This is a genomic window from Streptomyces sp. ID05-39B, assembly GCF_033794725.1.
Taxonomy (GTDB): Bacteria; Actinomycetota; Actinomycetes; order Streptomycetales; family Streptomycetaceae; genus Streptomyces; species Streptomyces bobili.
In genome coordinates, this window is record NZ_JARGEF010000074.1 from 1 (window position 1) to 24,850 (window position 24,850).

Annotated in this window: 22 protein-coding genes and 1 pseudogene; 13 read left to right on the plus strand and 10 right to left on the minus strand. The window is 72.0% G+C overall.

The window, feature by feature from the left end; genetic code table 11:
• Nucleotides 1–758, minus strand: a 758-nt coding sequence (locus P1P75_RS18125; RefSeq protein WP_319256498.1) for a helix-turn-helix transcriptional regulator, incomplete at its 3' end; no start/stop codon positions are given.
• Between the two features lie 183 nt (nt 759–941).
• On the opposite strand from P1P75_RS18125, the gene P1P75_RS18130 reads away from it, so the two are divergent.
• The gene (locus P1P75_RS18130) at nt 942–1,553 is read left to right on the plus strand and encodes a hypothetical protein (RefSeq protein WP_319256500.1); all 612 of its coding nucleotides are present in this window, start codon (nt 942–944) and stop codon (nt 1,551–1,553) included.
• Between the two features lie 396 nt (nt 1,554–1,949).
• Nucleotides 1,950–2,405 (plus strand): ATP-binding protein, encoded by a 456-nt coding sequence (locus P1P75_RS18135; RefSeq protein WP_319256502.1) that lies wholly within the window; start codon nt 1,950–1,952, stop codon nt 2,403–2,405.
• Between the two features lie 131 nt (nt 2,406–2,536).
• Here the strand turns inward: P1P75_RS18135 and P1P75_RS18140 are convergent, their stop codons facing one another.
• Both P1P75_RS18140 and P1P75_RS18145 read right to left on the minus strand, forming a co-directional pair.
• Nucleotides 2,537–3,580, minus strand: coding sequence for a DUF2637 domain-containing protein (locus P1P75_RS18140; RefSeq protein WP_086767517.1), 1,044 nt, complete (start codon nt 3,578–3,580; stop codon nt 2,537–2,539).
• A 303-nt stretch (nt 3,581–3,883) separates the two neighbouring features.
• Nucleotides 3,884–4,732: a (2Fe-2S)-binding protein gene (locus tag P1P75_RS18145; RefSeq protein WP_319256504.1), complete on the minus strand. Its 849-nt coding sequence runs from the start codon at nt 4,730–4,732 to the stop codon at nt 3,884–3,886.
• Nucleotides 4,733–4,889: 157 nt separating this feature from the next.
• Here P1P75_RS18145 and P1P75_RS18150 point away from each other — a divergent pair, with 157 nt between their 5' ends.
• Nucleotides 4,890–5,723, plus strand: coding sequence for a GntR family transcriptional regulator (locus P1P75_RS18150; protein WP_319256506.1), 834 nt, complete (start codon nt 4,890–4,892; stop codon nt 5,721–5,723).
• A gap of 217 nt (nt 5,724–5,940) precedes the next feature.
• Here the strand turns inward: P1P75_RS18150 and P1P75_RS18155 are convergent, their stop codons facing one another.
• Nucleotides 5,941–6,717 (minus strand): hypothetical protein, encoded by a 777-nt coding sequence (locus tag P1P75_RS18155; protein ID WP_319256508.1) that lies wholly within the window; start codon nt 6,715–6,717, stop codon nt 5,941–5,943.
• Nucleotides 6,718–7,029: 312 nt separating this feature from the next.
• The gene (locus tag P1P75_RS18160) at nt 7,030–8,712 is read right to left on the minus strand and encodes a PucR family transcriptional regulator ligand-binding domain-containing protein (protein WP_319256510.1); all 1,683 of its coding nucleotides are present in this window, start codon (nt 8,710–8,712) and stop codon (nt 7,030–7,032) included.
• Between the two features lie 366 nt (nt 8,713–9,078).
• Between P1P75_RS18160 and P1P75_RS18165 the strand changes: the two genes are divergently transcribed.
• The 5 genes from P1P75_RS18165 to P1P75_RS18185 all read left to right on the plus strand — a co-directional run bounded on the left by P1P75_RS18165 (nt 9,079) and on the right by P1P75_RS18185 (nt 15,961).
• Nucleotides 9,079–9,969 carry a xanthine dehydrogenase family protein subunit M gene (locus P1P75_RS18165; protein ID WP_319256512.1) on the plus strand — a complete coding sequence of 297 codons (891 nt, stop codon included), beginning with the start codon at nt 9,079–9,081 and terminating at the stop codon, nt 9,967–9,969.
• Nucleotides 9,969–10,598, plus strand: a complete 630-nt coding sequence (locus tag P1P75_RS18170) for a (2Fe-2S)-binding protein (RefSeq protein ID WP_319256513.1) — start codon at nt 9,969–9,971, stop codon at nt 10,596–10,598. Before P1P75_RS18165 ends, P1P75_RS18170 begins: the two co-directional genes overlap by 1 nt.
• Nucleotides 10,599–10,633: 35 nt before the next feature.
• A complete protein-coding gene (locus P1P75_RS18175; protein WP_319256541.1) occupies nt 10,634–13,033 on the plus strand; it encodes a molybdopterin cofactor-binding domain-containing protein in 2,400 nt (799 codons plus the stop codon).
• Between the two features lie 215 nt (nt 13,034–13,248).
• Nucleotides 13,249–14,706 carry an NCS2 family permease gene (locus P1P75_RS18180; protein WP_319256515.1) on the plus strand — a complete coding sequence of 486 codons (1,458 nt, stop codon included), beginning with the start codon at nt 13,249–13,251 and terminating at the stop codon, nt 14,704–14,706.
• Between the two features lie 103 nt (nt 14,707–14,809).
• A complete protein-coding gene (locus tag P1P75_RS18185) occupies nt 14,810–15,961 on the plus strand; it encodes an XdhC/CoxI family protein (RefSeq protein WP_319256517.1) in 1,152 nt (383 codons plus the stop codon).
• A gap of 167 nt (nt 15,962–16,128) precedes the next feature.
• Here P1P75_RS18185 and P1P75_RS18190 read toward each other — a convergent pair whose 3' ends face one another.
• The 3 genes from P1P75_RS18190 to P1P75_RS18200 form a co-directional block, all read right to left on the minus strand.
• On the minus strand, nt 16,129–16,569 hold the full coding sequence (locus P1P75_RS18190; RefSeq protein WP_319256519.1) for an SRPBCC family protein: 441 nt from the start codon (nt 16,567–16,569) through the stop codon (nt 16,129–16,131).
• Between the two features lie 133 nt (nt 16,570–16,702).
• Nucleotides 16,703–17,482 (minus strand): polysaccharide deacetylase family protein, encoded by a 780-nt coding sequence (locus P1P75_RS18195; protein WP_319256543.1) that lies wholly within the window; start codon nt 17,480–17,482, stop codon nt 16,703–16,705.
• A gap of 153 nt (nt 17,483–17,635) precedes the next feature.
• A complete protein-coding gene (locus P1P75_RS18200) occupies nt 17,636–19,087 on the minus strand; it encodes a family 43 glycosylhydrolase (RefSeq protein ID WP_319256521.1) in 1,452 nt (483 codons plus the stop codon).
• Nucleotides 19,088–19,367: 280 nt separating this feature from the next.
• Here P1P75_RS18200 and P1P75_RS18205 point away from each other — a divergent pair, with 280 nt between their 5' ends.
• Together P1P75_RS18205 and P1P75_RS18210 are read left to right on the plus strand one after the other, a co-directional pair.
• A complete protein-coding gene (locus tag P1P75_RS18205; RefSeq protein WP_319256523.1) occupies nt 19,368–19,937 on the plus strand; it encodes a TetR/AcrR family transcriptional regulator in 570 nt (189 codons plus the stop codon).
• 152 nt (nt 19,938–20,089) lie between these two features.
• Nucleotides 20,090–20,269: a hypothetical protein gene (locus P1P75_RS18210; RefSeq protein WP_319256525.1), complete on the plus strand. Its 180-nt coding sequence runs from the start codon at nt 20,090–20,092 to the stop codon at nt 20,267–20,269.
• 38 nt (nt 20,270–20,307) lie between these two features.
• On the opposite strand, the pseudogene P1P75_RS18215 reads toward P1P75_RS18210, so the two are convergent.
• Nucleotides 20,308–20,433 (minus strand): annotated as a pseudogene (locus P1P75_RS18215) (CGNR zinc finger domain-containing protein); the annotation flags it as partial.
• Between the two features lie 174 nt (nt 20,434–20,607).
• Between P1P75_RS18215 and P1P75_RS18220 the strand changes: the two are divergent.
• The 3 genes from P1P75_RS18220 (at nt 20,608) to P1P75_RS18230 (ending at nt 23,660) form a co-directional block, all read left to right on the plus strand.
• A complete protein-coding gene (locus P1P75_RS18220) occupies nt 20,608–21,693 on the plus strand; it encodes a GNAT family N-acetyltransferase (RefSeq protein WP_319256527.1) in 1,086 nt (361 codons plus the stop codon).
• Between the two features lie 308 nt (nt 21,694–22,001).
• Complete coding sequence (locus P1P75_RS18225; protein ID WP_319256529.1) at nt 22,002–22,472, plus strand: nitroreductase family deazaflavin-dependent oxidoreductase; 471 nt, start codon at nt 22,002–22,004, stop codon at nt 22,470–22,472.
• A gap of 69 nt (nt 22,473–22,541) precedes the next feature.
• Nucleotides 22,542–23,660, plus strand: a complete 1,119-nt coding sequence (locus tag P1P75_RS18230) for a winged helix DNA-binding domain-containing protein (protein ID WP_319256531.1) — start codon at nt 22,542–22,544, stop codon at nt 23,658–23,660.
• Nucleotides 23,661–23,795: 135 nt separating this feature from the next.
• Here P1P75_RS18230 and P1P75_RS18235 read toward each other — a convergent pair whose 3' ends face one another.
• Nucleotides 23,796–24,587 carry a serine protease gene (locus P1P75_RS18235; RefSeq protein WP_319256533.1) on the minus strand — a complete coding sequence of 264 codons (792 nt, stop codon included), beginning with the start codon at nt 24,585–24,587 and terminating at the stop codon, nt 23,796–23,798.
• Between the last annotated feature and the right edge of the window lie 263 nt (nt 24,588–24,850).

Sequence of the window (24,850 nt, forward strand, 5' to 3'; positions counted from 1 at the left end):
GGGGAGAGGGAGCGGTTCGGGGAGGCCGTCGGCGAGGGACGCGGGGCCGCCGGGGCCGTCGTACGGCCGGGTGCGGAGCCGGAGGTGTCCGCCGAGGACGACGGCGGGGGAGAGGTGGCCGACGAGGAGCGGCCGGCCGGGAGCGCGGACAGGGTGCCGAGCGTCGCGAGCAGCGCGCAGGTGACGGCGGCGAGCAGCACGGTCCGCCGACGCCGGTACCAGGGCCGGGCGGTCCCGCCGGCCAACCCGACGTCCCCGACGTCCCCGCCGGCCTCCGCTTCCGCCGCCTGCGTCGCGGCGCTCTCCGCTCCCGGGGCCTCGGTCGCATCGGCGGGCTCGGCATCCGCAGCCGTCGCTTCCGGCTCCGCTGACTCGGTTTCCGCCGTGTCCGCTTCCGCCGTGTCCGTTTCCGCCGTTGTGGCCGTGCGAGGGCGTACCGCCCGGCGGACCGCCACGGCCCGCAGCCACCGGCGGTGCAGTTCGAGTCGTTCCTCCGGTGTCGCCCCGCTGAATTCCGCGAGCCGTTCCACGGGGGCGAAGTCCTGCGGTACGGCCTCGGCGGCGCAGTAGCGGTGCAGCGTGGAGGTGTTCATGCCGAGGCGGCGCGCGAGGGAGCCGTAGCTCCGGTCCGTGCGCTCCTTCAGCTCCGTCAGCAGTGCTGCTAACTCCGCGACCTCGTCCCCGCCGTCACCGGTCGACACCGCTCCTCCTGACTCGCCGTCGCTGCGCTCGGCCCGGGTGCCATCCCAGGCACTCATATACCTGCACGTCAGATGGGCTGGGATGGTTCCATGCCCGCCGGCCGGGTGCCGGATCTTGCCCCGGACCTCGGCGAGCGCCGATGCTGGTGCTGTCGCCGCCGAGCGGAGCCGGGCCGGCCATCCGGAACTCCCGGCGGCGCTCACCACGCGTCCGACAGCACTCACCCACGGGGGACACCCATGCCCGACCGCATGCGAACGGCAGCACTCACCGCACTCACCGTCGCGGGCCTCGCCCTCGGCACCGTACTCGCCGTACCGGCCGGCGCGGCCCCGAAGGCGCCGGGATTCCTCGCCGCCAAGGACCTTCCGCCGCACCCGTCCTCGTCCTGGACGGCCGACCGGGTCAGGAACGGCGTACCGGACTCGTTGCTCAGCTGCGTGACGGACGCGCTGCCCGGCTACGACGCCCGCCACCGGGAGTTCCGCACCGACCTCGACACCGGCGCCGTACAGGTCACGGTCGTCGTCGGCAGCGCGTCGAAGGCGAAGGCGCTCCAGACCCGCTTGAACAAGGAGATGCGCACCTGCGCCACGCAGATCGAGCAGAACGATCCCGAGACCGAGGCCGCCGTGAAGGACTACGGCAGCATCGCGGTCGAGGAGGGGGCCCACGTGCACGGCCTGCACACCGAGACCTCCTGGGGCGCCACCGACGTCCACCTGCTGTCCGTCGGCCGTGACGGCCGGACCGTGACCCTTGTCCAGTGGGGCCGGCTGGGGGACTTCGGAGACGCGCCGGTGAAGGCCTTCAAGAAGACGACGACCACGGCCGTCAACAAGCTCCGCTGACCGCTTCGCCAACTGAAGAGACGGGGCCACGGGCCCTCCCGCCACGGGGGTCGGGAGGGCCGGTGGCCCCACGCCCATGAGTACGCCGACGGCCGTACGGCCCACCGCGCGCAGGACACGGGTCCACGGATCGAGCGCGCCGAGTAGAGCTGATTCCGGCCAACTTTGCGCGCCCCGTGCCGGGGCCGGGCAGCGCCGCCACCGCGCCGCCCTTCGACGGGGCGGTCCTGGAGCCCGCCAGGACATGGCCGAACACCTGGTCGTCGGCGATCGGACATGACTGGCCCGCCGCCCGACAGGGCAAGCATCCCGTGAACGTGTTCGAGCAGGAGGGGAACCGACATCGGCACGCGGGCGGGGGTCATGAAGAGGCAGGCACGAGGCAGCGGTTCGACCATGATCGCGAACACCTCGGCGGGGACGCAGGCAGTGAAGGACACGGCGGACGGCGGTGGCGAGCGGGGGCGTACGTCCCAGCTTCGGCGAAGACTCGGGCGAGCCGACCTGAGGGCCGTACCCGAGACGCGCCGGGCGCTGCGCGAACTGCTGCGGCACTGGGGCAGGCCGGGGCAGTCGGAGACCGCCGAACTGCTCACCAGCGAACTCGTCACCAACGCGCTCGTCCACACCGATCAGGACGCGGTGCTGACGGCGACCGTCGGTCCGGACGGACTGCGGGTGGAGGTACGGGATTTCGTGGCCTGCCGTCCGCAGCCGCGCAGGCCGGACACCGGCGACGGCACGCACGGCCGGGGCCTGGTCCTGGTGCAGTCCCTCGCCGACGCGTGGGGCGTACGGCCGCACGGGATCGGGAAGGCGGTCTGGTTCGAACTGGGCGCCGAGTTGGCGTGAGGGGCGGACCGGGCCGGCAACGGGACTGCGGGGCAAACCGAACCGCGGGGCAAACCGAACCGCGGGCCAACGGGAAGGGGGCGCGACCGATGTGGTCGCGCCCCCTTCCCGTGACCGCTGGTGACGGCCGGTCAGCCGAACTGCTGCTCCAGGTCCTTGAGCTTGCGCTCCAGGGAGTCCAGACGCGGCAGGGCCATGGTGTCGTCCTCCGCCGTGAGGTCGACGGTGATCGGGTCAGTGCTCTGACGGACGGGCTGGAGGGAGGGCCGCGAACGCACGGGCAGTTGTTCCGGCGCGCTCGCCGCTATGGCAGGCTCCGCGGGAACGCGTTCCGTGGCCCGCTCCAAGGAGGCCTGGGCCTCCAGCTGCCGGCCGCCACGGCCGGGGAACCCGCGGTGTCCGCGGCTGATCGCCTTGAGCTGGGCGCGCTCCACACGGTCCTGCTCGCGACGGCGCAGACGCGCCGTCTCCTTCTGCCGCTTGTCCTCGCGCACCTCGTCGACGGCCTCGTCCAGGCTGCGCACGTTTTCCAGGAGCATCAGCGACCAGGCCCTGTACGTCTCGCGGGGGGCCCGCAGCCAGCGCACGACCCGGATCTGGGGCAGCGGACGCGGCACCAGGCCCTGCTCGCGCAGTGCGGCCCGGCGGGTCTGCTTCAGGGCGCGGTCGAACAGGACGGCCGCCGACAGGGACATGCCGGAGAAGAACTGCGGGGCGCCGTCGTGGCCGAGACCGCGCGGTGCGTGGACCCAGTTGAACCAGGCCGCGGCGCCCGCGAACGTCCATACGAGTATCCGGGAGCCCAGGGCCGCGTCACCGTGGCTGGCCTCGCGCACGGCGAGCACGGAGCAGAACATCGCCGCCCCGTCGAGGCCGAACGGCACGAGGTACTCCCAGCCGCCGGTCAGGTTCAGGTTCTGCCGGCCGAAGCCGACCAGTCCGTGGAAGGAGAGCGCGGCGGCGACCGCCGCGCAGCAGAACAGCAGGACGTAGGAGGCGGTGCCGTATATGGCCTCCTTGCGCCTGCGGCGCTCTTCGGTGCGCTCCCACGAGTCGTCGCTCGCGTCCCCTGAGGAGCGCTTTCCGCGCGCGAGCACCGCCACCGCCGCCAGCATGCCCAGGAGCAGCACGGCGCCCGGAAGCAGCCAGTTCAGCGATATGTCGGTCAGTCTCATCTGGGGTCCCTTGCATTGGGATAGGGCGTAACGCCCGCCATAGTGGCCCAATCCCGCCGTCCCTCAGGGGGTTTCGGGGCAAGAGGCCGCCAAGGAGGTGCAAGGGGATGCCCAGGGCGACGATCTGCTCGAACTGGCGCTTGAGGGGCGGGAGTTGAGTTCGATTAAGACTACCCGTACGGGTGGTTCCACGGAAAGTTCCCGTGGCGGGTGAGGAAGTTGTGAAACAACCGTGATGAGTGCGGCCGGTCTCGTTCGGGTGATCTTACGGGATCCGGGGCGCCGGACAGACCTGAGGGTGCCTCAACTCGCGGAAGGCGCGAGGAGTTTGACGACCCGGTCCGCGTCGCAGGTGCGCGGGCAGGTGGCGCAGGCGTCCTCGGGGCGCACCGTGTAGAACATGCAGCAGCTCGCCCGGTCCCGGGTGGGCAGCGGCTCCCCGTCCGGACCGGTCAGATCCCGGAAGGCCGCGGAGCCGACGTACGGCCGGGTCGCGCCCGGCAGCAGCAGCTCCAGTTCGTGCCGGGCGCGGTCGCCCTCGCCGTCGCCGAGCAGCTCGGCGACGTACCAGAGGCCCTCGACGATCTCGTCCGTGACCATGCCCCACAGGGCGCGGCCACGCCGCCGGGTGCGCGGGCCGAAGCCGGCCAGCACCGGCTCGTGGTGCTCGGCGACGGCTGCGCGCACCTGCGCGCGCAGCGCCTCCTCGTCGGGGACCACCCGGGCGCCGGGCAGGGCCGCCGCCGGGTCGCCCGGCAGGCAGGCGAACGACTCGGGCACACGGACGGCCATCCGCATCCCGCCACCGGTGCGGTCGTAGGAGACGTGGCTCACCGGCAGGCGGGGGACCCGGCGGTGCAGGAACCACGGGACGGTGATCAGCAGGCAGGCGGGCCAGGCGTACCGGTGCAGTCCGAAGCTCGCCACGACATCCGGCCGGGCCGGCTGCCCGTAGTCGCGCACCACCTGGGCGTCGTCCCAGGCCAGGAAGGCGTCCAGGTCCGCGCCGCCCTCCGCGAGCGCGGCGGCCGACACCCAGCCGCCGTCGCGCGGGGCCGGCTCGCCGTGCCCCAGTTCCCTGACGGTGAGGCCCGGGTAGACCTCGGCGAGGCGGGCGTACGCGTCCGCCATGGCCGACGGGCGTAGAGGCATACCGGAACCACCGATCCAGCAGGGAGGGCTAGGTAAGCCTTACCTTACCGAACATGTCCGGGATTTGAACTGACGGCGAGTACGCCTAAGGTGCTTGACGGGCGAGTAACAACCAGCCGTAATGACGCCAAGTACCGATACGTCCGGAGGAGGACCCGTGGAGCGGAGCGCGCAGGGCTTTGCCGGCACGGGCATCCCCGGCGCCGGGCCGCGGGTGCCCGCGCAGCCGCGCGCCGCGGGGCGGGACCCGGACCGCGGGATGTCCGCCCCCGCCGCCGGCGGTCGGATCTCCGGCCCGGACAGCGGTGCCGCAGCCGTACGCGGCGAGCACACCCACAGCGAGACCCCCTTCCCGCGCCCCCGGCCCGTCGTCCAGCGGTCCTCCGTCCGCGGCCAGATCCTCGACGCCCTGCGCACCGCGCTCGTCACCGGTGAGCTCACACCCGGCGAGGTGTACTCGGCGCCCGCCCTCGGCGAGCGCTTCGGCGTCTCCGCGACCCCGGTCCGCGAGGCGATGCAGCAGCTGGCCCTGGAAGGCGCCGTCGAGGTCGTGCCCAACCGGGGGTTCCGGGTGATCGTGCGCGGCACGCGCGAACTGACCGAACTGGCCGAGGTGCGGGCCTTGATCGAGGTCCCCGTGATGCTGCGGCTCGCCCGCACCGTCCCCGCCGAACGCTGGACGGAACTGCGCCCCGTCGCCGAGGCGACCGTCCGGGCCGCGGCCTCCGGCTGCCGCGCCACGTACGCCGAGTCCGACCGCGTCTTCCACCGCGCCGTGCTCACCCTGTGCGGCAACGACCAGCTGGTCTCCGTGGCCGAGGATCTGCACCGCCGGTCCCAGTGGCCGCTCGTGGGCGGCCCCGTGTCGCACGGTCGGGCCGACCTGATGGCGGACGCGGCGCAGCACCTGACGCTGCTGGAGGCCCTGGGGGCGAGGGACGCGGACGTGGTGCAGGCGCTCGTGCGGGAGCATTGCGCGGGCCCGCGCTGACGGGACGGGAAACCGGACCGACCGGACCGGACCGGACCGACCGGACCGGACCGACCGGACCGGACCGGACCGACCGGACCGGACCGATTGGACCGACCGGACGGACCGACCGGACGGGACCGAAGGGGCCGAACGACCCCTCGCGGAACGGTAGTTGCCCGCCTCGGCCCGCGTCCCGCACGAGGTCGCCGGCCGGTCCGGTCGCCCTCCCGAGCCCCTACGCCGTGGCCGCCGGCGGTGCCACCAACTGCCGTGCCAGCCAGGTCGGTACGCCGCCCAGGAGACGGAACAGCCGCCGTGCCTCCTCGCGCAGGCGGGACGCCTCCGGCTCGCTCTCCGCGTCCGCCAGGGACACCAGGGCCGGAGCCGTACCCACCAGGTAGCCCAACTCCTCCCGGATACGCAGGGATTCGGCGAAACCATGACGGGCCTCGGCCGTGTCGCCGTCCCGCAGGGCGAGGCCCGCGAGATGACGCCAGGTGAAGGAGAGCAGCAGCGCGTCGGAGCGGGCCGCGGCGGCCGCGTGCGCGCGCCGGTAGGCCGCGCGCGCCGACTGCGGGGAACGGGTCAGGTTCTCCGCGAGCAGCCCGCGCCGGAAGTCGAGCAGGGGCCGCCCCGCCGCGTCCGCGGGGATCAGCGCGGCCGCCCGGCCGAGCGCGGCCCGCGCCTCGTCGGCCCGGTCACGCACCCCGTGCACCGTCGCCGTGTACGCCAAGTGCCCCCGTTCACAAGCGGCGGCGCCCCGCTCCTCGTCGGTGTGGGCCAGCGCTTCCGCCGTCCGCAGCGCGTCCTCCGCCTCCTGCCAGCCCTGCTCGGTGTAGAGACACCGTTCCACGAAGAGCGCGGCCCGCTGGACGGCCCCCGCCGCGCTGTCCGGCGGCAGCAGCGCCGCCGCGTCGGCCCAGCAGGCCCGCGAGCGCAGCCGCCACACCGCTGTCTGGAGGGGATCGTCACCAGCGGAACTTCCATTGCCAGACATGGCGGAATACGCCACGTTGCCCTCCCCAGGGTCCTGTCCTTCGGAGCAGCTCGAGGTCGCGGGGCCGGGCACGCACCTCTGCGGCGTTGTCGTCGGTTGCCGACGCTTCCCGTCGACGCCCTCCTCCGCCTTGCGGCTGCGCGCACCCAGCCCCGCTCACCGGCGTGACAAGGAACCGCCCCTCACCACCGACCTGATCCGAAGGACAGGCCCAGCACACCGTTGAGCTATGAGTGATGGCCGCATCTCAACACGGATCACGGCGCCGGGCCAAGGGGGCGGGTGAAGCTTTTCACAAAGTCGGGGGACTCCGGTGCCCCACGAGTTTCAGCTCATCCGCAGTGCCAGGAAGAAGTCCAGCTTGTCCTCGAGCCGCGAGAGGTCACGGCCCGTCAACTGCTCGATGCGGCCGACGCGGTAGCGCAGCGTGTTGACGTGCAGGTGGAGCCGGGACGCGCAGCGGGTCCAGGAACCGTCGCAGTCCAGGAACGCCTCCAGCGTCGGGATCAGCTCGGCGCGGTGCCGGCGGTCGTACTCGCGCAGCGGGTCCAGGAGGCGCGCGGTGAAGGCCCGGCGCACGTCGTCGGGGACGAACGGCAGTAGCAGGACGTGCGAGGCCAGCTCCTGGTGGCCCGCCGCGCACACCCGGCCCGGACGGGCCGCCGCCACCCGGCGGGCGTGCCGGGCCTCCTCCAGGGCGCCCCGCAGCCCCTCGGCCGAGTGCACCGCCGCGCTGACGCCGAGCGTGACCCGGCCGTCCCCGTCGAGACCCGCGGCAAGCGGTTCCTGTACGGAGGCCAGGAGGGCGTCGGCGAGGATGCCGGACTCGGAGCCGTCGTGCTCGCCGGAGACCGCCGGGAGCGGGACGAGGGCGATGGCCTCGTCCCCGGTGTGGGCGACGGCGATCCGGTCGGAGGGCTCGGGCCCGGTGGCCCGCGGGTCGACCAGGATCTCCTCCAGGAGCGACTGGGTCACCGGGCCGCCCTGGATCTCCCCGCCGTCCCACTCGACGCGTGCCACGACCACCTGCCAGTACGGCGCGGCCCCGAGCCCCGGGAGCAGCACCGGCGCCGCGACCCGCAGCCGGGCCGCGATCTCGGCGGGCGCCGCGCCCGTCTGGACGAGTTCGAGGATCTCCTGGGCGAGCCGTCTGCGCACCGTGCGCGCCGCGTCCCGCCGGTCCCGTTCGACCGAGATGAGCTGGGTGACGCCCTGGAGCAGGTCGAGCCGTTCCTCCGCCCAGTCCCCGGCGTCCGCCTCGACGGCGAGCAGCCAGTCCGACAGGACGGTCTCGCGCACGTCCCGCGCGGCATGGGCGGCCTGCGCGGCGCGCCCGCTGCTGCGGATCGGGAACAGGGAGTACGTCGCACCGCCGAGGATCACCCGGTGCGGACCCCGCCGGCCGGTGCGGACGGCCGCCAGGTGCTCGGCCGCCAGCTTCGCGCACACGTCCGCCGCGAGCACTGGTCCCGCCGTCTTCGGGCCGGCGACGAGCCGGCCCGCGGGGGACAGCACCCACGCCCGCAGGTCCAGGTCGGAGCCGAGCAGGTCCAGGACCACGTCCGGGCCGCCGCCCGCCGGGCCCGAGGTCATCATCCGGCGGTGCCGGTCGACGACCGCCGCGAGGTCCCCGGCACGCTCCCCGGACACCTGCCGTACGACGTGTTCGGTGATCGTCGCGAACGCCACCGACTCGTTCACCGCGAACAGCGGCAGCCGGTGCCGGGCGCAGGCCACGACCAGATCCTCGGGCACGTCACCCAGCTCGGCCTCACCGGCGGCGAGCGCGGCCACCCCGGCCTGCACCAGGAGCCGTACGAAAGACTCGGAGTCCGCGGCGTCCCGGCGCCAGGCCAGCCCCGTGAGGACCAGCTCACCGCCGGAGAGGTAGCGGCTGGGGTCCCGCAGGTCGGTGGTCATGACCCCGCGTACCGTGCGGTCCAGTTCCTCCTGGCCGCCGAGCAGCCGCAGGCCCAGCGCGTCGGTGTCCAGCAGTGCGCGCAGCCGCATTCTCGTCGCCGCCGTTCTTTGTCCGGAAATCTACGATGAAGGGTGAGGGGTCGCGGGGCGAGCGGGCCCCGGCGACGGGCTCCCGGCCCTCATGCCCACCCTCACGAGCGGCGTCTCAGATTGCCGGGTCGTTTCCCGTGTTTCCACGGGAGAACTGGGAGGTTACCGATGGCCTCCGTTCATACGAATCTACAAGATGACTGCCCCGACCAGCCAACTCCTTCATGGTTTCGGTGACTGACCCGGGCGGAGTACGGCGCGGTGTACTGACGACGATCCGCGTGAACAGCACATGAACGAGCCGGGACCGCCGCACCCGATCTGGCTCGAACCGAACGACTCACCAGACCAAGAAGAGAGCCGGTCATGGACTTCCTTCGCCCCGCCAGCTGGCAGGAGGCGCTCGCCGCGAAGGCCGAGCACCCCACCGCTGTGCCGATTGCGGGTGGCACCGATGTGATGGTCGAGATCAACTTCGATCACCGGCGGCCCGAGTACCTCCTCGACCTGGGCCGGATCGGCGACCTGTACGAATGGGAGGCCGGCGAGGACTCCGTGCGGCTCGGTGCCTCCGTCCCCTACACCCAGATCATGGAGAACCTGCGCTCCGAACTGCCCGGCCTGGCCCTCGCCTCGCACACGGTGGCCTCCCCGCAGATCCGCAACCGCGGCGGCGTCGGCGGCAACCTCGGCACCGCCTCCCCGGCCGGTGACGCCCACCCCGCCCTCCTCGCGGCCGGCGCCGAGGTCGAGGCCGAGTCGGTGCGCGGCTCCCGCCGCATCCCCATCGACGACTTCTACACCGGCGTGAAGCGCAACGCGCTCGCCGCCGACGAGCTGATCCGCGCCGTCCACATCAAGAAGGCCGACGGCCCCCAGCAGTACTCCAAGGTCGGCACCCGCAATGCCATGGTGATCGCGGTGTGCGCCTTCGGACTGGCCCTGCACCCCGAGACCCGTACCGTCCGCACCGGCATCGGCTCGGCCGCGCCGACCCCCGTCCGGGCCAGGACCGCGGAGGAGTTCCTCAACGCCGCGCTCGACGAAGGCGGTTTCTGGGACAACGGGAAGATCATCACCCCGTCGGTCGCCCAGCAGTTCGCCGACCTGTGCGCCGCAGCCTGCAACCCCATCGACGACGTCCGCGGCACCGCGAGCTACCGCCGCCACGCCGTCGGCGTCATGGCCCGCCGGACCCTGACCTGGACCTGGGAGTCGTACCGCGGCGCCCGCCGCACCACCGAGGGAGCTGCGTGATGCGCGTCAACTTCACCGTCAACGGACGCCCGCAGGAGGCCGACGACGTGTGGGAGGGCGAGTCCCTGCTGTACGTGCTCCGCGAGCGGCTCGGCCTGCCCGGCTCCAAGAACGCCTGCGAACAGGGTGAATGCGGTTCCTGCACCGTCCGTCTCGACGGCGTGCCGGTCTGCTCCTGCCTGGTCGCCGCAGGCCAGGCCGAGGGCCGCGAGGTCGTCACCGTCGAGGGGCTCGCGGACTTCGCCAGGCAGCGCTCCTGCGGGACGGGGACCGGGACGGGTACCGGCGACTGCTCCGGCCACGCGGACGCCACCGCGGACAGCGCACCGCGGGGCGTCTCCCTCGACGAGGCCAAGGCCTGGGCGGCGAGGCCGCAGGACTCCCACACCGGCGAGGGCGCCGAACTCTCCCCGGTCCAGCAGGCGTTCATCGACGCCGGCGCCGTCCAGTGCGGCTTCTGCACCCCCGGACTCCTGGTCGCAGCCGACGAGATGCTGGAACGCAACCCGGACCCGACCGACGCGGACATCCGCGAGGCGCTCTCGGGCAACCTGTGCCGCTGCACCGGTTACGAGAAGATCATGGACGCGGTCCGCCTGGCGGCCGCCCGGCAGGGAGAGGCGGTCTGACGGTGTCTGCATCCTCCACGTCCTCCCGCACCACGATGTCCTCCCCCAACGGCGTCCCCACCAAGATCACCCAGGGTTCGGGGACCAGGGGCGGCATCGGCGAGTCCACGCTCCGCCCGGACGGCATCCTCAAGGTCACCGGCGAGTTCGCGTACTCCTCCGACATGTGGCACGAGGACATGCTCTGGGGACAGATCCTGCGCTCCACGGTCGCGCACGCCGAGATCGTCTCCATCGACACCGCCGAGGCCCTCGCGCTGCCGGGCGTGTACGCCGTCATGACCTACGACGACCTGCCGACGCAGGTGCGCAACTACGGCCTGGAGATCCAGGACACCCCCGTCCTCGCCCACGGCAAGGTCCGCCACCACGGCGAACCGGTCGCGATCGTCGCGGCCGACCACCCGGAGACCGCCCGCCGGGCCGCCGCCAAGATCAAGGTCGAGTACCGCGAACTGCCCGTCATCACCGACGAGGCGTCCGCGACCGCCCCCGACGCGATCCACGTCCACGAGGGCCGCGACGACCACCACATCGGCCACGTCGCGCACCCCAACATCGTCCACCGCCAGCCGATCGTCCGCGGCGACGCCACCAGGGCCGCCGCGAAGGCCGACGTCGTGGTCAGGGGCGAGTACTACTTCGGCATGCAGGACCAGGCCTTCCTCGGCCCCGAGTCCGGCCTCGCCGTGCCCGAGGAGGACGGTGGCGTCCACCTCTACATCGCCACCCAGTGGCTGCACTCCGACCTGCGTCAGATCGCGCCCGTCCTCGGACTGCCCGAGGACAAGGTCCGCATGACGCTGGCCGGCGTCGGCGGCGCCTTCGGCGGACGCGAGGACCTGTCCATGCAGATCCACGCCTGCCTGCTGGCACTGCGCACCGGAAAACCCGTCAAAATCGTCTACAACCGTTTCGAGTCCTTCTTCGGCCACGTCCACCGACACCCGGCCCGCCTGTACTACGAGCACGGCGCGACCAAGGACGGCAAGCTCACCCACGTGAAGTGCCGCATCGTCCTCGACGGCGGCGCGTACGCCTCCGCCTCCCCGGCCGTCGTCGGCAACGCGGCCTCCCTCGGCGTCGGCCCGTACGTGGTCGACGACGTGGAGGTCGAGGCCCTCGCCCTCTACACCAACAACCCGCCCTGCGGCGCGATGCGCGGCTTCGGCGCGGTCCAGGCGTGCTTCGCCTACGAGGCGCAGATGGACAAGGTGGCGAAGGAACTGGGCCTGGACCCGGTGGAGTTCCGTCGGCGCAACGCCATGGAACAGGGCTCGGTCCTGCCGACCGGCCAGAGCGTGGACTCCCCGGCCCCGGTCGCCGAACTCCTGCGCCGCGTCAAGGCGATGCCCCTGCCGCCCGAGCGCCAGTGGGAGTCCAGCGAGGGCGCGGACGTACGGCAGCTGCCCGGCGGTCTGTCCAACACCACGCACGGTGAAGGCGTCGTGCGGGGAATCGGTTACGCGGTCGGCATCAAGAACGTCGGCTTCTCCGAGGGCTTCGACGACTACTCGACCGCCCGCGTGCGGATGGAGGTCGTCGGCGGTGAGCCGGTGGCCACCGTGCACACCGCGATGGCGGAGGTCGGTCAGGGCGGGGTCACCGTGCACGCGCAGATCGCCCGCACCGAGCTGGGCGTCGCCCAGATCACCATTCATCCGGCCAACACGGAGGTGGGCAGCGCCGGTTCGACCTCGGCCTCGCGGCAGACGTACGTCACCGGCGGCGCCGTGAAGAACTCCTGCGAGCTGGTCCGGGAGAAGGTGCTGGACATCGGGCGCCGCAGGTTCGGCTCCTACCACCCGGCCTGGGCCACCGCCGAACTGCTGCTGGAGGGCGGCAAGGTCGTCACCGACGGCGGTGAGGTGCTCGCCGACCTGGTGGACGTCCTCGGCGACGAGGCCGTGGAGGTCGAGGCGGAGTGGCGCCACCGGCCCACCGAACCCTTCGACCTGCGCACCGGCCAGGGCTTCGGCCATGTGCAGTACTCCTTCGCCGCCCACCGCGCGGTCGTCGAGGTCGACACCGAACTGGGCATGGTCAAGGTCGTCGAACTGGCCTGCGCCCAGGACGTCGGCAAGGCCCTCAACCCGCTGTCGGTGCTCGGCCAGATCCAGGGCGGCACCGTCCAGGGGCTGGGCATCGCGGTGATGGAGGAGATCATCGTCGACCCGAAGACCGCGAAGGTGCGCAACCCGTCCTTCACGGACTACCTGATCCCGACCATCCTCGACACGCCGACCATCCCGGTCGACGTCCTCGAACTCGCCGACGACCACGCCCCGTACGGGCTGCGCGGCGTCGGTGAGGCACCGACCCTGTCCTCGACCCCGGCGGTGCTCGCGGCGATCCGCGACGCCACCGGACTGGAGCTGAACAGGACACCGGTCCGGCCCGAACACCTCACCGGAACAGCCCCTTCCACGGACTGAACCGGTAAGCCCGACCGGCACATGGGGGTGGGAGAAGGAGCCCCGCGACGCCGCCCCCCTTGCCGGTCGGGCTGAGTCCGCCCGGGGCGCGCCGAGTTCGCGCCCCGGGTCCCCAACTGTTCGTCCTGGGCCGTCCCCCGGGTCGTGCACATCCCAAATCCCGCGACCGCCGACGGCAACAGCGGGTGTCCCTGTGAACCTTGGGAGACGGCACCATGACCCAGCAGTCCCTGGAGCCCAGGACCACAGCCGAAGACGCGGGCGAGGGAACCCGCGTCCCGGCCGGCAGGTCCTGGCTCGACCGGTACTTCCACATGTCCCAGCGAGGATCGACGCTCACGCGTGAAGTGCGCGGCGGCGTCACCACCTTCATGGCGATGGCGTACATCCTCCTGCTCAACCCCCTGATCCTGTCCGGCAAGGACGTGTCGGGGGCCACCCTCGGCCAGCAGGCCCTGATCACCGCGACCGCGTTCGCCGCCGCCCTCAGCACCCTGCTGATGGGCTTCGCCGGCAAGGTGCCCCTCGCGCTCGCCGCCGGCCTCTCCGTCTCCGGAGTCCTCGCCTCCCAGGTCGCCCCGCAGATGACCTGGCCCCAGGCGATGGGCATGTGCGTGATCTACGGCGTGGTCATCATGCTGCTGGTCGTCACCGGCCTTCGCGAGATGATCATGAACGCGATCCCGCTCGCCCTCAAGCACGCGATCACCATGGGCATCGGCCTGTTCGTCGCCCTGATCGGCTTCTACAAGGCCGGCTTCGTCCACCAGGGCGAGGCGACCCCCGTCTCGCTCGGCCCGGCGGGCGAACTGGCCGGCTGGCCGGTGCTCCTGTTCGCCGTCACCCTCCTCGCCATCTTCATGCTCCAGGCACGCGGCATCCCCGGCGCCATCCTGATCGGCATCGTCGGCGGCACCGTACTCGCCGTCCTGCTCAACGCCCTGGACGTCATCGACCCGGAGCAGTGGGCGAGCGGCGCCCCCGAACTGCACGGCAGCGCCGTCTCGATGCCCGACTTCTCGCTCCTCGGCCACGTCGAGTTCGGCGGCTGGGGCGAGGTCGGCGCGATGACCGTCGGCATGATCGTGTTCACGCTCGTGCTCGCCGGGTTCTTCGACGCGATGGCCACCATCATCGGCGTCGGCACCGAGGCGAAACTCGCCGACGACCAGGGCCGGATGCCGGGCCTGTCCAAGGCGCTGTTCGTCGACGGAGCGGGCGGCGCGATCGGCGGCGTCGCCGGCGCCTCCGGCCAGACCGTGTTCGTCGAATCGGCGACCGGCGTCGGCGAGGGCGCCAGGACCGGCCTCTCCTCGGTCGTCACCGGCCTGTTCTTCGCTGCCTGCCTCTTCTTCACCCCGCTGACGGCGATCGTGCCGGGCGAGGTCGCCGCCGCGGCCCTGGTGGTCATCGGCGCCATGATGATGATGAACGCCCGCCATGTGGACTGGTCCGACCGGGCCACCGCCGTCCCGGTCTTCCTCACCGTCGTCATCATGCCGTTCACCTACTCGATCACCGCGGGCGTCGCGGCCGGCGTCATCTCCTACGTCGCCATCAAGACCGCCCAGGGCAAGGCCAGGGAGATCGGCGCCTTCATGTGGGGGCTGACGGTGATCTTCCTGGTGTACTTCGCCCTCAACCCCATCGAGAGCTGGCTCGGCGTCCACTAGCCGCAACCGCAACCGCAACCGCAACCGCAACCGCAAGTCGCAACCACAACCGCATCCCTACCCGCAACCGCCCTCCGCACGACCGCAGTCAGGAGACCGAGACATGCTGGACATCGCCGAAGAGCTGAACCGGTGGGTCGAGCAGGGCCGTGACTTCGCCGTCGCCACCGTGGTGGCCGTCGGCGGCAGCGCGCCCCGCCTGCCCGGCGCCGCCCTCGCGGTGGACGCCGACGGCACGGCGATCGGCTCGGTCTCCGGCGGCTGTGTGGAGGGCGCGGTGTACGACCTGTGCCGAGGGGCCCTCGCCGACGGGGAGCCGGTCCTCGAACGCTTCGGCTACAGCGACGACGACGCCTTCACCGTCGGCCTGACCTGCGGCGGCGTCATCGACATCCTCGTCACCCCGGTGCGGGCCGGCGACCCCGTCCGCCCGGTCGTCACGGCCGGTCTGCGGGCCGCGGCCGCCGGTACGCCGGCGGCGCTGGCCCGCGTCGTCGGCGGCCCGGCCGAACTCCTGGGCCGCGCACTGCTCGTAGGGCCCGACGGCACCTGCGACGGCGGCTTCGGCGCCCATCCGGAACTGGACCGTACGGTGGCCGCAGAGGCCGCCGCCTTCCTCGACACGGGCCGCACCGGCACCCTGGAGATCGGCGAACAGGGCTCCCGGTGCGGGGCCCCGCTCACCGTCCTCGTCGAGGCCTCGGTGCCGCCGCCCCGGATGATCGTCTTCGGCGCGATCGACTTCGCCTCGGCGCTGGTGCGGATCGGCAGGTTCCTCGGCTACCGCGTCACGGTGTGCGACGCCCGCCCGGTGTTCGCCACGCGTAACCGCTTCCCCGAGGCCGACGAGATCGTCGTCGACTGGCCGCACCGGTACCTGGAGCGCACGGAGGTGGACGCGCGGACGGTGCTGTGCGTCCTGACCCACGACGCCAAGTTCGACGTCCCGTTGCTCCGGCTCGCCCTGCGGCTTCCGGTCGCCTACGTCGGCGCCATGGGCTCGCGCCGCACCCACCTGGACCGCAACGCACGGCTCCGCGAGGTCGGCGTCACCGAACTGGAGCTGGCCCGGCTGCGGTCACCCATCGGCCTCGACCTGGGCGCCCGTACGCCCGAGGAGACCGCCCTGTCCATCGCCGCGGAGATCGTCGCGAACCGGCGGGGCGGCAGTGGCGTCGCGCTGACCGGCGCGCACACCCCGATCCATCACGATCCGGCGTCGGCGCCGGCCGGGAGGCTCGGCTCGGTCGCCTGAGCAGGGACCCGCCGCCCGAGCCCGCGCGGTAACCGGTGTCTGGACGGTTTCCGGCGGACCCCCGGCTGGTCCGGCCGGGCGAACGCGTGGTGCGGGTCGCCCGACCAGCTCAGCCGCACGAAGCGCGGCAGCTCGCCTACGATGCCCGCGCCGCCCGCACGCCGGCGTCAGGGACGGCGCAGCAGCCGGTTGGCCGCCCGGCCGAACACCGCCCGGACGAGGGGGCGCAGGAGCGGATCGAGGAAGGGCGGTACGAGGCGTGGGCGGAGTTCCTCGCGCCAGATGACCCGGGTCCGGCCGCCGGGCCCGGGACGGACCTCGATCTCGGCCCAGCCCCGGACCGAGCGCCCCCGCTTCTCCAGCCGGCACAGGCCCGCTCCGCCGTCCTCCGGCGGGCACCAGACGGTGACCTCCATGCGGTCGTCGAAGGCGAACGGCCCGATCCCGGTCCGGGCCACGAACACGGTGCCCTCCCGGTTCGGCCCGGGAGTGACCACGGTGACGCGGGTCAGCGGGACCACGTCCGCGTGCCGGGTCCACCCGGTGAGGCGGCGCCAGGCCTCGTCGAGGGGGAGCGGTGCCGTGCGTGCGAACTCGAAGGTGACCACGAGGCGATCGTAGGGAGTCCGGTGCGCCGGGCGGCGGGTTCCCCGGCGACTCACACCGTTGGCGCAGTGCTGGAGGGCAGCGCGGACGTACCGCAGGCGTACAGAAAGCGTTTCCGCAACGTCTGCGAACCGGTCAGCGGTACACCTTCCCGGGCTCCGCCCGCCCCGGCGCGAGGAGTTGGGGCACGGTTACGAAGACGTAACCGCGTTCTTTGAGCGCGTCGATGATTCCGGGCACCGCGGGCACGGTCCCGGCGTAGATGTCGTGCAGCAGGATGATGCCGTCCCGCTCGGCCCGGTCGAGGACGCGACGCCGGATCAGCGCGGAGTCCTGCGTCGTGTAGTCCTTGGCGGTCACGGTCCACAGCACCTCGGCGAGGCCCAGCTCCCGGCAGACCTCGTGCACGGTGTCGTCGGTACGGCCCTGGGGCGGGCGCATCAGGGTGGGCCGGCGGCCGGTGAGCCGCTCTATCTCCCGGTTGGGGCGCTCCAGTTCCTCGCGTATCTCCCCCGGTTCCAGCTCGGTGAGGATCCGGTGGTCCCAGGTGTGGCTGGCGACCTCATGGCCCTCGTCGGCCATGCGGGCGACGAGCTGCGGGTACTTCTCGATGTGGTTCCTGCCGAGGAGGAAGAAGGTCGCCGGGACCTGTCTCTCCTTCAGGATGTCCAGCAGGCGGGCGGAGTTCTCGCTCGGGCCCGCGTCGAAGGTGAGGGCGACGCACTTCGCCTCACGGCAGTCGACGGTGCCGAAGCGGGCCGCCTGCGCGGTGGACCGGGGCTCGGCACGGACCGCGCTCGGCGCGGTGGCGTCGAGCCCCGCGCAGCCCGTCAGAGCCAGCGGGAGAGCCAGGGCCAGGCAGACGGCGGCGACACCGGTGCGGGCCGCGCGGAACGGGATCCCCGTTTTCTTCATCTTCTTGGTCGGAGAAGGCATGTCGGGACTATACACAGAGAGTATAGCGGGTGACCTGGGATTATTTCCGGTTCACGCGCGAAAAGGTGTGCGCCCGGACGGAGGTGCCGTCCGGGCGCACGCGGTGGATCCCGTGGGGTCAGAGAGGGTGCCTCACTGGGTGTAGTACGTCGCGTCCGCGCGGTCCGTCGCCGTGCTCGGCACCTGTATGTACAGCAGGTGTTCGTAGTGCCGGAGGTAGCGGCCCGCGTAGTTGTACGACTCGTAGGACACCCCCGCCGCGTCGGAGAGGCCCGCCCGCCGGCTGAACGTGGCGTCGGCCGCGAACTGCGCGGTGCCGTCGTTCTTCTCCACCCACGCCTCGAAGTTCTTGTGCCGCAGGTAGTAGCCGGGGAAGTTGGCGGACTCCAGCGACACCGTGCCGCTGCCGGCGAGGCCGGGCACGACCCGGAACTGCGAGTCCGCGAGCGGGCTCACGTTCGCCTCGACGCGGGCGCGGTACTCCCAGTGCCGGATGAAGCGGTCCGCGAGGTTGTACGAGGAGAAGCGCTGCGGGGTCACCCCGTCGGCGACCGGGATGCCGAAGTCGGGGGTGCCGTCGGCCTTCCAGTACAGCTTCTGCACGCGGGTGCGGCGGTTGGGGTCGTTCAGCGGGTCGCCGGTGATGTCCTTGTAGCTGCGGTCGTGGTAGACGAGGACGTCGGACTTGCCGTCCTCGGAGACGGTGAACGAGTTGTGGCCGGGCCCGTACTGCGAGGTCGCGGCGCTGGACCTGAAGACCGGCTGCGAACCCTTCGACCAGGACGCCGGGTTGGTGAGGTCGGCGGTCGCGGAGGCGGTCAGCAGACCGAGGCAGTAGTTGGCGTCGGTCGCGCTCGCCGAGTAGCTCATGAAGACCTTGCCGCCGCGCTGGATGACGGCCGGTCCCTCGTTGACCTTGAAGCCGACGGTCTCCCAGGACAGGGTGGGCTGCGAGATCTCCGCCGGAGTGCCGGTGATCGTCCAGGGGTTGGCCATCTTCGCGATGAACAGGCTGGTGTTGTTCTGCTCGGCCGGGTTGCGCTGCGCCCAGGAGAGGTAGCGCTCGCCGTTCACGACGAACGTGGTGGCGTCCAGGGAGAAGCTCTCCCAGGTGGTCTTGATCTGCCCCTTCTCGGCCCAGGTGGCGGTGAGCGGGTTGCTGCCGGTGCCCTCCAGGACGTACATCCGGATCGCCCAGATGTCATTGGTGGCGCCGGCCGCGAAGTAGACGTACCACTTGCCGTCGATGAAGTGGATCTCCGGTGCCCAGATGTGGGCGCCCATGGCCCCGCTGGCGTGCTTGGTCCAGATCGTGGTCTCGGGGGCCGTCGACAGGCCCTGGATGGTCGTCGCCCGCCGCAGCACGATGCGGTCGTACTCGGGGACCGAGGCGGTGAAGTAGTAGTAACCGTCCGTGTGCTTGAAGATGTGCGGGTCGGCGCGCTTCTCCGCGATCGGGTTGGTGTAGGTCACGGCGGGGGAGTCGGGCACGGCGGCCTGTGCGGTGCCGGCGGGACCGGCGAAGCAGGTGGCCGCCACGGCCATCAGCACGGCCGTGATCAGACGTAGGGCATTGCGTCTCAAGGGGGTGCTCCGGGATCGCAGGGGGACGACGCTGTTCTCGGGGAGAGGCGTGAGAGGGCCGGCCGGCGGGGAGGTGCGGCGCGCGGTCAGCGCGCGGGTACGCCGACGAAGCGTCCGAGGCATACCGGACCTCCCTTGTCCGTCATTTCGAACACAGTTCGTAACTTCGGCCAGAAGATAGGACGCGGACCTGGCCCCGTCAATGGTTTCGGCAAGCGGTTGTCGAAGCCGGGCGAACCGGCGGAGCCGGCGCCGGTGGCGACAGGGTTAGCCTCTCCCCATGAGCACCGACACGAAGCCCACCTCCCGGGACCGGCTGCTGGAGGCCGCCGCGGCCCTCGCCTACAGCGAAGGCGTCGGGATCGGCGTCGAGGCACTCTGCAAGGCGGCCGGGGTGTCCAAGCGCTCGATGTACCAGCTCTTCGAGAGCAAGGACGAGCTGCTGGCCGCGAGCCTGGACCGGCGTGCCGCGGCCTACACCGACCTGCTGCTTCCCGCCGCCGGGGACGGGCGGACGGCGCGCGAGCACATCCTCCACGTCTTCGAGCGGGTGCGGGAACAGGCGGGCCTGCCCGGCTACCACGGGTGTCCCTTCCTCGCCGTCCAGGTCGAACTCAAGGACGCCGAACACCCCGCCAGCCGGGTCGCCCGGCGGGTCAAGGACGGGCTGACGGACTTCTTCCGGGCCGAGGCCGAAAGGGGCGGCGCGACGGATCCCGCCCTGCTGGCCCGTCAGTTGACCCTCGTCTTCGACGGAGCGAGCGCCCGCGCCGGCATCGGGGCCGACGACCTCGCCGAGCTGATCCTGCCGACGGTGACCACGCTGCTGGACGCCGCGGGTGTGCGGTGAGCCGGTAAGTGCCGACGCGAGGTGCGCCGGCGTCGGCCGGGGCGTCACCGTTGTGACCGGTGACGCGCGTGACCGTGCCCGGTATCCTCGGTGTTCGCGGGGCCCTGGTGGCCGACCGGTCCGCAGTGCACGTCCGAACCCCGGAGGATGAGATGGCGCACGAAGACAGAGCCCCGGACACCGCCGAGGCGGCCCGTCGTGCCCGGTTCGGCGCGCTGCCGGAGCGGATCACCCCGGCGGAGATGGTCGAGGAGAAGCCGGCGAGCGCCGTCGACCCGGCGCGCAACAACTTCAACGACGACGAGTGGCTCGTCCGCATGGGCGCCTTCTGAGCCCGGGAGCCCTCACCCGGCGGTGATCTGCCGCGTCCCCTCTTGCGGGCGCGGTGGGCAGCCGCTTTCACCCGGTTTCCGCACGACTCCATGCCGCACCACTGACGGCGGGCCCCACGGGACCGGTCGAGGTGGACGCGGGTGCACTCGGGATCGCCGCACTCCACCGTTCACCCGAACTCGCGAGTCTTCGGCTGAACGTTCATATGCGGCAATCTTCCCGTTCCGGAAACGGTGCTCAGGCCTGTCGCGGATCATGGACGGGCCGAAAGGGACGGGTCGGCAACGGCTTTTGTCGGCTGTGCCGCCGCCCGCTCCCCGCGACACCAGGAGTCCGCATGACCACACCGCGCATCGACCTCGCCCACCCCGGCGACCTGGCACCCGCGGACCTCGCGAGGTGGAACGACCTGCGCGCCACGACCGCGACCGTCGCGAACCCCTTCATGAGCGCCGAGTTCACCCAGGCCGTCGGCCGGGTCCGCCCCGACACCCGGGTGGCCGTCCTGCGGCGGGGGAGCCGGCCCGTCGGCTACTTCCCCCACCAGCGCGGACGCTGGGGCTACGGCCGGGCGGTCGGGCTCGGCGTCTCCGACTGCCAGGGCGCCGTACTCCAGCCCGACGTCCACCTGGAGGCGCAGTACCTGATGCGCGCCTGCTCCCTCAACGCCTGGGAGTTCAACCATCTCGAAAGCGGTCAGGAACTGTTTCTGCCGTACGCCACCGGGCAGTTCGCCTCACCCGTCGTCGACCTCACCGACGGCTTCGAACGGTACGAGCGGCATCTGCGCGAGCACGCGCGCGGCTTCCTCAAGACGGCCAGGGCGCAGGAACGCCGGATGGCCCGCCACCTCGGCCCGCTGCGTTTCGTCCACGACGAACGCGACCCCGCCGCCCTGCGCGCCCTCATCGCCTGGAAGTCCGCCCACTACCGGCGCACCGGCCGCCGCGACCCCTTCGCCCAGCCCTGGATCACCCGGCTCGTCGACCTCCTGGCAGGCACCACCGCACCGCACTGCTCCGGTGTCCTGTCGGTGCTCTACGCCGCCGACCGGCCCGTCGCCGCCCACTTCGGTCTGCGCTCCCGCACCGTCTTCTCCTGCTGGTTCCCCTCCTACGACCGCACCCTCGCCACCTACTCGCCCGGCCGCGTCCTCTACCTGCGCATGATCGAGGCAGCCGCCGCGTCCGGCGTCCGCCTCTTCGACTTCGGCCGGGGTGAGGCGGCGTACAAGAACTCCTTCAAGACCGGTGACCTCCTGGTCCACGAGGGAGCGCTGCGCACGACCGGTCCGGGAGCCGCTCTGCACTGGCTCCGCCGTGAACCCGTACGCGCCGCACACCGACTGGTCCGCGACCATCCCGCCCTGAAACAGGTGGCACTGCGCACGCTGCACGCGGTGGGCACGGCACGCGGGCGCTGACCGCCGCGCCCCGGCTCCCCGCCGGGTCCCCGCCCCGGCGCCCGGCACGCGTGGCGGGCGCCGGGCAGGCGGTGTTCTGCCGGCCGTCCGGGACGGGTCCGCAGGTGCAGCGGCTGCACCGGGCGATGCCGAACGCGGACACGGTCTGCGAACCCCGTTTCACCGTGCCCCGGTCCGCGGTCGCCGCGCCGGTCATGGCCTTCGGGGGCCGACGGGCGTACCGACGGGCGTGACCGCGCGTGATTGCGCTGCTCGATCAGACGTGGCTAGGGTGTCACTAGCCAAATTTGATTAGCTCAGGAGGGGTCATGCCGGAGAAGGACCAGCCGCAGCGGACGGAACAGCAGGACGAGGCGCCCCTGGACAGTCCCACGGGGTGGGTGGCGGCGCACATCCGCCGTTACGACCGCAGCGGCGGGAAGGAGGGGCAGAAGTGGTACGGGCTCGACACGCTGCTCCTGACCACCCGCGGCCGGAGATCGGGCCGGCTCCGCCGCACCGCGGTGATCTACGGCCGGGACGGCGGCAACATCATCGTCGTCGGATCGAACGGGGGAAAACCCGAGCACCCCTTGTGGTACCTCAACCTCGTCGCCTCACCCCAGGCCCACGTCCAGATCGGTGAGGAACATCTGCAGATGCGGGCCCGCACGGCGACCGCCGAGGAGAAGCCGGATCTCTGGAAGCTGATGACGGGGCTCTTTCCCCAGTACAAGAGCTACCAGAAGCAGACCGACCGGGAGATTCCGGTGGTCATCCTGGAGCCCGTCGAGCCGTGATCGCCTACGGCCCAGTACGGCCGGCGATATAGGCCAGAAACTGGCCTCGATCCCCGCTATCGTCCTCGCATGAGGAAGACGAGGACGACGTCCACCGCCCTGGCCCCGCTGCTCGGCCCCCGCGCCCTCAACCGGGCCACCCTCGACCGCCAGCTCCTCCTGAGCCGGTCCGCGCTGTCGGCGAAGTCCGCGGTGGAGCACCTCGTCGGTCTCCAGGCGCAGAACGTGAAGCCGCCGTACTTCGCTCTCGCCGCCCGTCTCGACGGCTTCGCCCCGGAGCAACTGTCGACGCTCATGGCCGGCCGCGAGGTGGTCCGCATCGTGACCATGCGCTCGACCATCCACACGCACACCGCGGACGACTGCCTGACCCTGCGGCCGCTGGTGCAGCCCGCCCGCGACCGGGAGCTGACGATCTTCCGCAAAGGGCTGGAGGGAGTCGACCTCGACCGGCTGGCCGCCCTCGCCCGTGACCTCGTGGAGGCCGAGCCGCGCACCATGAATCAGTTGCGGGAGGCGCTTTCCGCCGAGTGGCCGGACGCCGATCCGCAGGCCCTCGCGATCGCCGCCCGCTGCAAGCTCCCGCTGGTTCAGGTCACCCCGCGCGGCCTGTGGGGCAGGAGCGGGCAGGTCGTGCTCACCACCGCCGAACACTGGCTGGGCCGCCCCGCGGAGCCGGCCCCGGCACCCGACGCCGTCGCCCTGCGCTACCTCGCCGCCTTCGGTCCGGCCTCCGTCAAGGACATGCAGACCTGGTCCGGACTGACCCGGCTGCGCGAGGCCTTCGAACGCCTGCGCCCACAACTCGTCACCTTCCGCGACGAGAACGGCGTCGAACTCTTCGACCTGCCCGACGCCCCGCGCCCGGACCCGGACACCCCGGCCCCGCCGCGGTTCCTGCCCGAGTTCGACAACCTGCTGCTCTCCCACGCCGACCGCGCCCGGGTCGTCCCCCCCGAGCACCGGGGCCGTTCCTGGCAGGGCAACCAGGCCTACCGCACGCTCCTCGTCGACGGCTTCCTCGCCGGTGTGTGGAAACTGGAGGCGGACACCCTCGTCGTCGAGCCGTTCACCCCGCTCGGCAGGGAACGGCAACAGGAGGTGACGGCCGAGGGGGAGCGGCTGCTGAAGGCGATGTACGGGGAACCGGCGTCGTACGACATCCGTTTCGGCACGGTGCTCCGGTAGGGCCCGGCCGTCCGGGGACCGTGCGAGGACGTGGAGAGGGGGCGCTGCGGGCCGCTCGTGGAGGCTCGCAGCGCCCCCCGGTCTTTCACCTGAGGGGTGCTCAGGGGTTCTTCAGGGTCACGCGGTAACCGTGTACTACGAGTTCACCTGCGCGCTCACGAGGCTGGAGAAGGTGGTCAGCCGGGTGTAGACACCCGGGTAACCGGCTTCCGCGCAGCCCTCGCCCCATGAAGTGATACCTGCCAGGACGCCCCCGATGAGCAGGGGACCGCCGCTGTCGCCCTGGCAGGTGTCTACGCCGCCGGATGTGTATCCGGCGCAGACCATGTCGCTCGCGACGAAGTCGGAGCCGTAGCTGCTCGCACAGCTGGTGTTGGACACGATCGGCACGGTCGCGGTGCGCAGCTGGTTGGAGGAGCTGCCGCTCGCGGAGGTCGTGCCCCAGCCGAGCACCCGGGCGGTGGTGCCGGCCGCGTACAGGCTGGTCTGGGAGGAGGTGACGTACGACGCCTTGGTGTAGGGCATCGACGTCGACAGGGTCAGGACGGCCACGTCGTCGCCGTTGGTGGCGTCCGTGTAGTCCGGGTGGATCCAGATCTTGCTGACCCGGCTGACCGTGCCGTTCGTGCCGTTGAGGTAGGTGCGGCCGCCGACGACCCGCACGCTGCCGGTCGTCTCACCGACCATGCAGTGCGCGGCGGTGACCACCTTGGTCGCCGACACGAGCGTGCCGCCGCAGAACTGGTTCTGCGAGGCGTCCGTGATCTGCATCATGAACGGGTACGCGGTCGTCGTGGTCGTGCTGCCGCCGACGATCGGCTGGGGGGCTGCCACAGCGGTGGGGGCGCTGAGCAGTGCGGTCGCGACCGCTGCGGCCGAGGCCGCGACGAGGGCCGCGGCCTTCTTGGCACGGGTGATCCCGAACATCGATCTCCTTGCTGGGGGCAGTTGCCGGTGGGGGGTCGCGCGGGTGTGGGGGGAATGCACGGGAGTCGCGGGACCGACCCCCGTGTGCCCGGCGAGCGGCACGTCCCTTACGCTAGGACCGGGTGCCCCTCGACCCCAATGAGGGACTCCCCTAAGGGAGTTGGGGAGGGAAAACCCTCGGTCGATCCGGGAACCGGCGCTCTGGGAATCCCGTCCGCGGCAGTTCCGTCCGTCGGCAATCGCGTCCACCGGGCCGTCGTGGT

What these genes read in the sequence shown, in the direction of transcription:
- P1P75_RS18130 (WP_319256500.1), top strand. Translation starts at nt 942, where the DNA reads ATGCCCGACCGCATGCGAACGGCAGCACTCACCGCACTCACCGTCGCG.
- P1P75_RS18135 (WP_319256502.1), top strand. Translation starts at nt 1,950, where the DNA reads ATGATCGCGAACACCTCGGCGGGGACGCAGGCAGTGAAGGACACGGCG.
- P1P75_RS18140 (WP_086767517.1), bottom strand. Translation starts at nt 3,580, where the DNA reads ATGAGACTGACCGACATATCGCTGAACTGGCTGCTTCCGGGCGCCGTG.
- P1P75_RS18145 (WP_319256504.1), bottom strand. Translation starts at nt 4,732, where the DNA reads ATGCCTCTACGCCCGTCGGCCATGGCGGACGCGTACGCCCGCCTCGCC.
- P1P75_RS18160 (WP_319256510.1), bottom strand. Translation starts at nt 8,712, where the DNA reads ATGCGGCTGCGCGCACTGCTGGACACCGACGCGCTGGGCCTGCGGCTG.
- P1P75_RS18165 (WP_319256512.1), top strand. Translation starts at nt 9,079, where the DNA reads ATGGACTTCCTTCGCCCCGCCAGCTGGCAGGAGGCGCTCGCCGCGAAG.
- P1P75_RS18170 (WP_319256513.1), top strand. Translation starts at nt 9,969, where the DNA reads ATGCGCGTCAACTTCACCGTCAACGGACGCCCGCAGGAGGCCGACGAC.
- P1P75_RS18175 (WP_319256541.1), top strand. Translation starts at nt 10,634, where the DNA reads ATGTCCTCCCCCAACGGCGTCCCCACCAAGATCACCCAGGGTTCGGGG.
- P1P75_RS18180 (WP_319256515.1), top strand. Translation starts at nt 13,249, where the DNA reads ATGACCCAGCAGTCCCTGGAGCCCAGGACCACAGCCGAAGACGCGGGC.
- P1P75_RS18185 (WP_319256517.1), top strand. Translation starts at nt 14,810, where the DNA reads ATGCTGGACATCGCCGAAGAGCTGAACCGGTGGGTCGAGCAGGGCCGT.
- P1P75_RS18195 (WP_319256543.1), bottom strand. Translation starts at nt 17,482, where the DNA reads ATGAAGAAAACGGGGATCCCGTTCCGCGCGGCCCGCACCGGTGTCGCC.
- P1P75_RS18205 (WP_319256523.1), top strand. Translation starts at nt 19,368, where the DNA reads ATGAGCACCGACACGAAGCCCACCTCCCGGGACCGGCTGCTGGAGGCC.
- P1P75_RS18210 (WP_319256525.1), top strand. Translation starts at nt 20,090, where the DNA reads ATGGCGCACGAAGACAGAGCCCCGGACACCGCCGAGGCGGCCCGTCGT.
- P1P75_RS18220 (WP_319256527.1), top strand. Translation starts at nt 20,608, where the DNA reads ATGACCACACCGCGCATCGACCTCGCCCACCCCGGCGACCTGGCACCC.
- P1P75_RS18225 (WP_319256529.1), top strand. Translation starts at nt 22,002, where the DNA reads ATGCCGGAGAAGGACCAGCCGCAGCGGACGGAACAGCAGGACGAGGCG.
- P1P75_RS18230 (WP_319256531.1), top strand. Translation starts at nt 22,542, where the DNA reads ATGAGGAAGACGAGGACGACGTCCACCGCCCTGGCCCCGCTGCTCGGC.
- P1P75_RS18235 (WP_319256533.1), bottom strand. Translation starts at nt 24,587, where the DNA reads ATGTTCGGGATCACCCGTGCCAAGAAGGCCGCGGCCCTCGTCGCGGCC.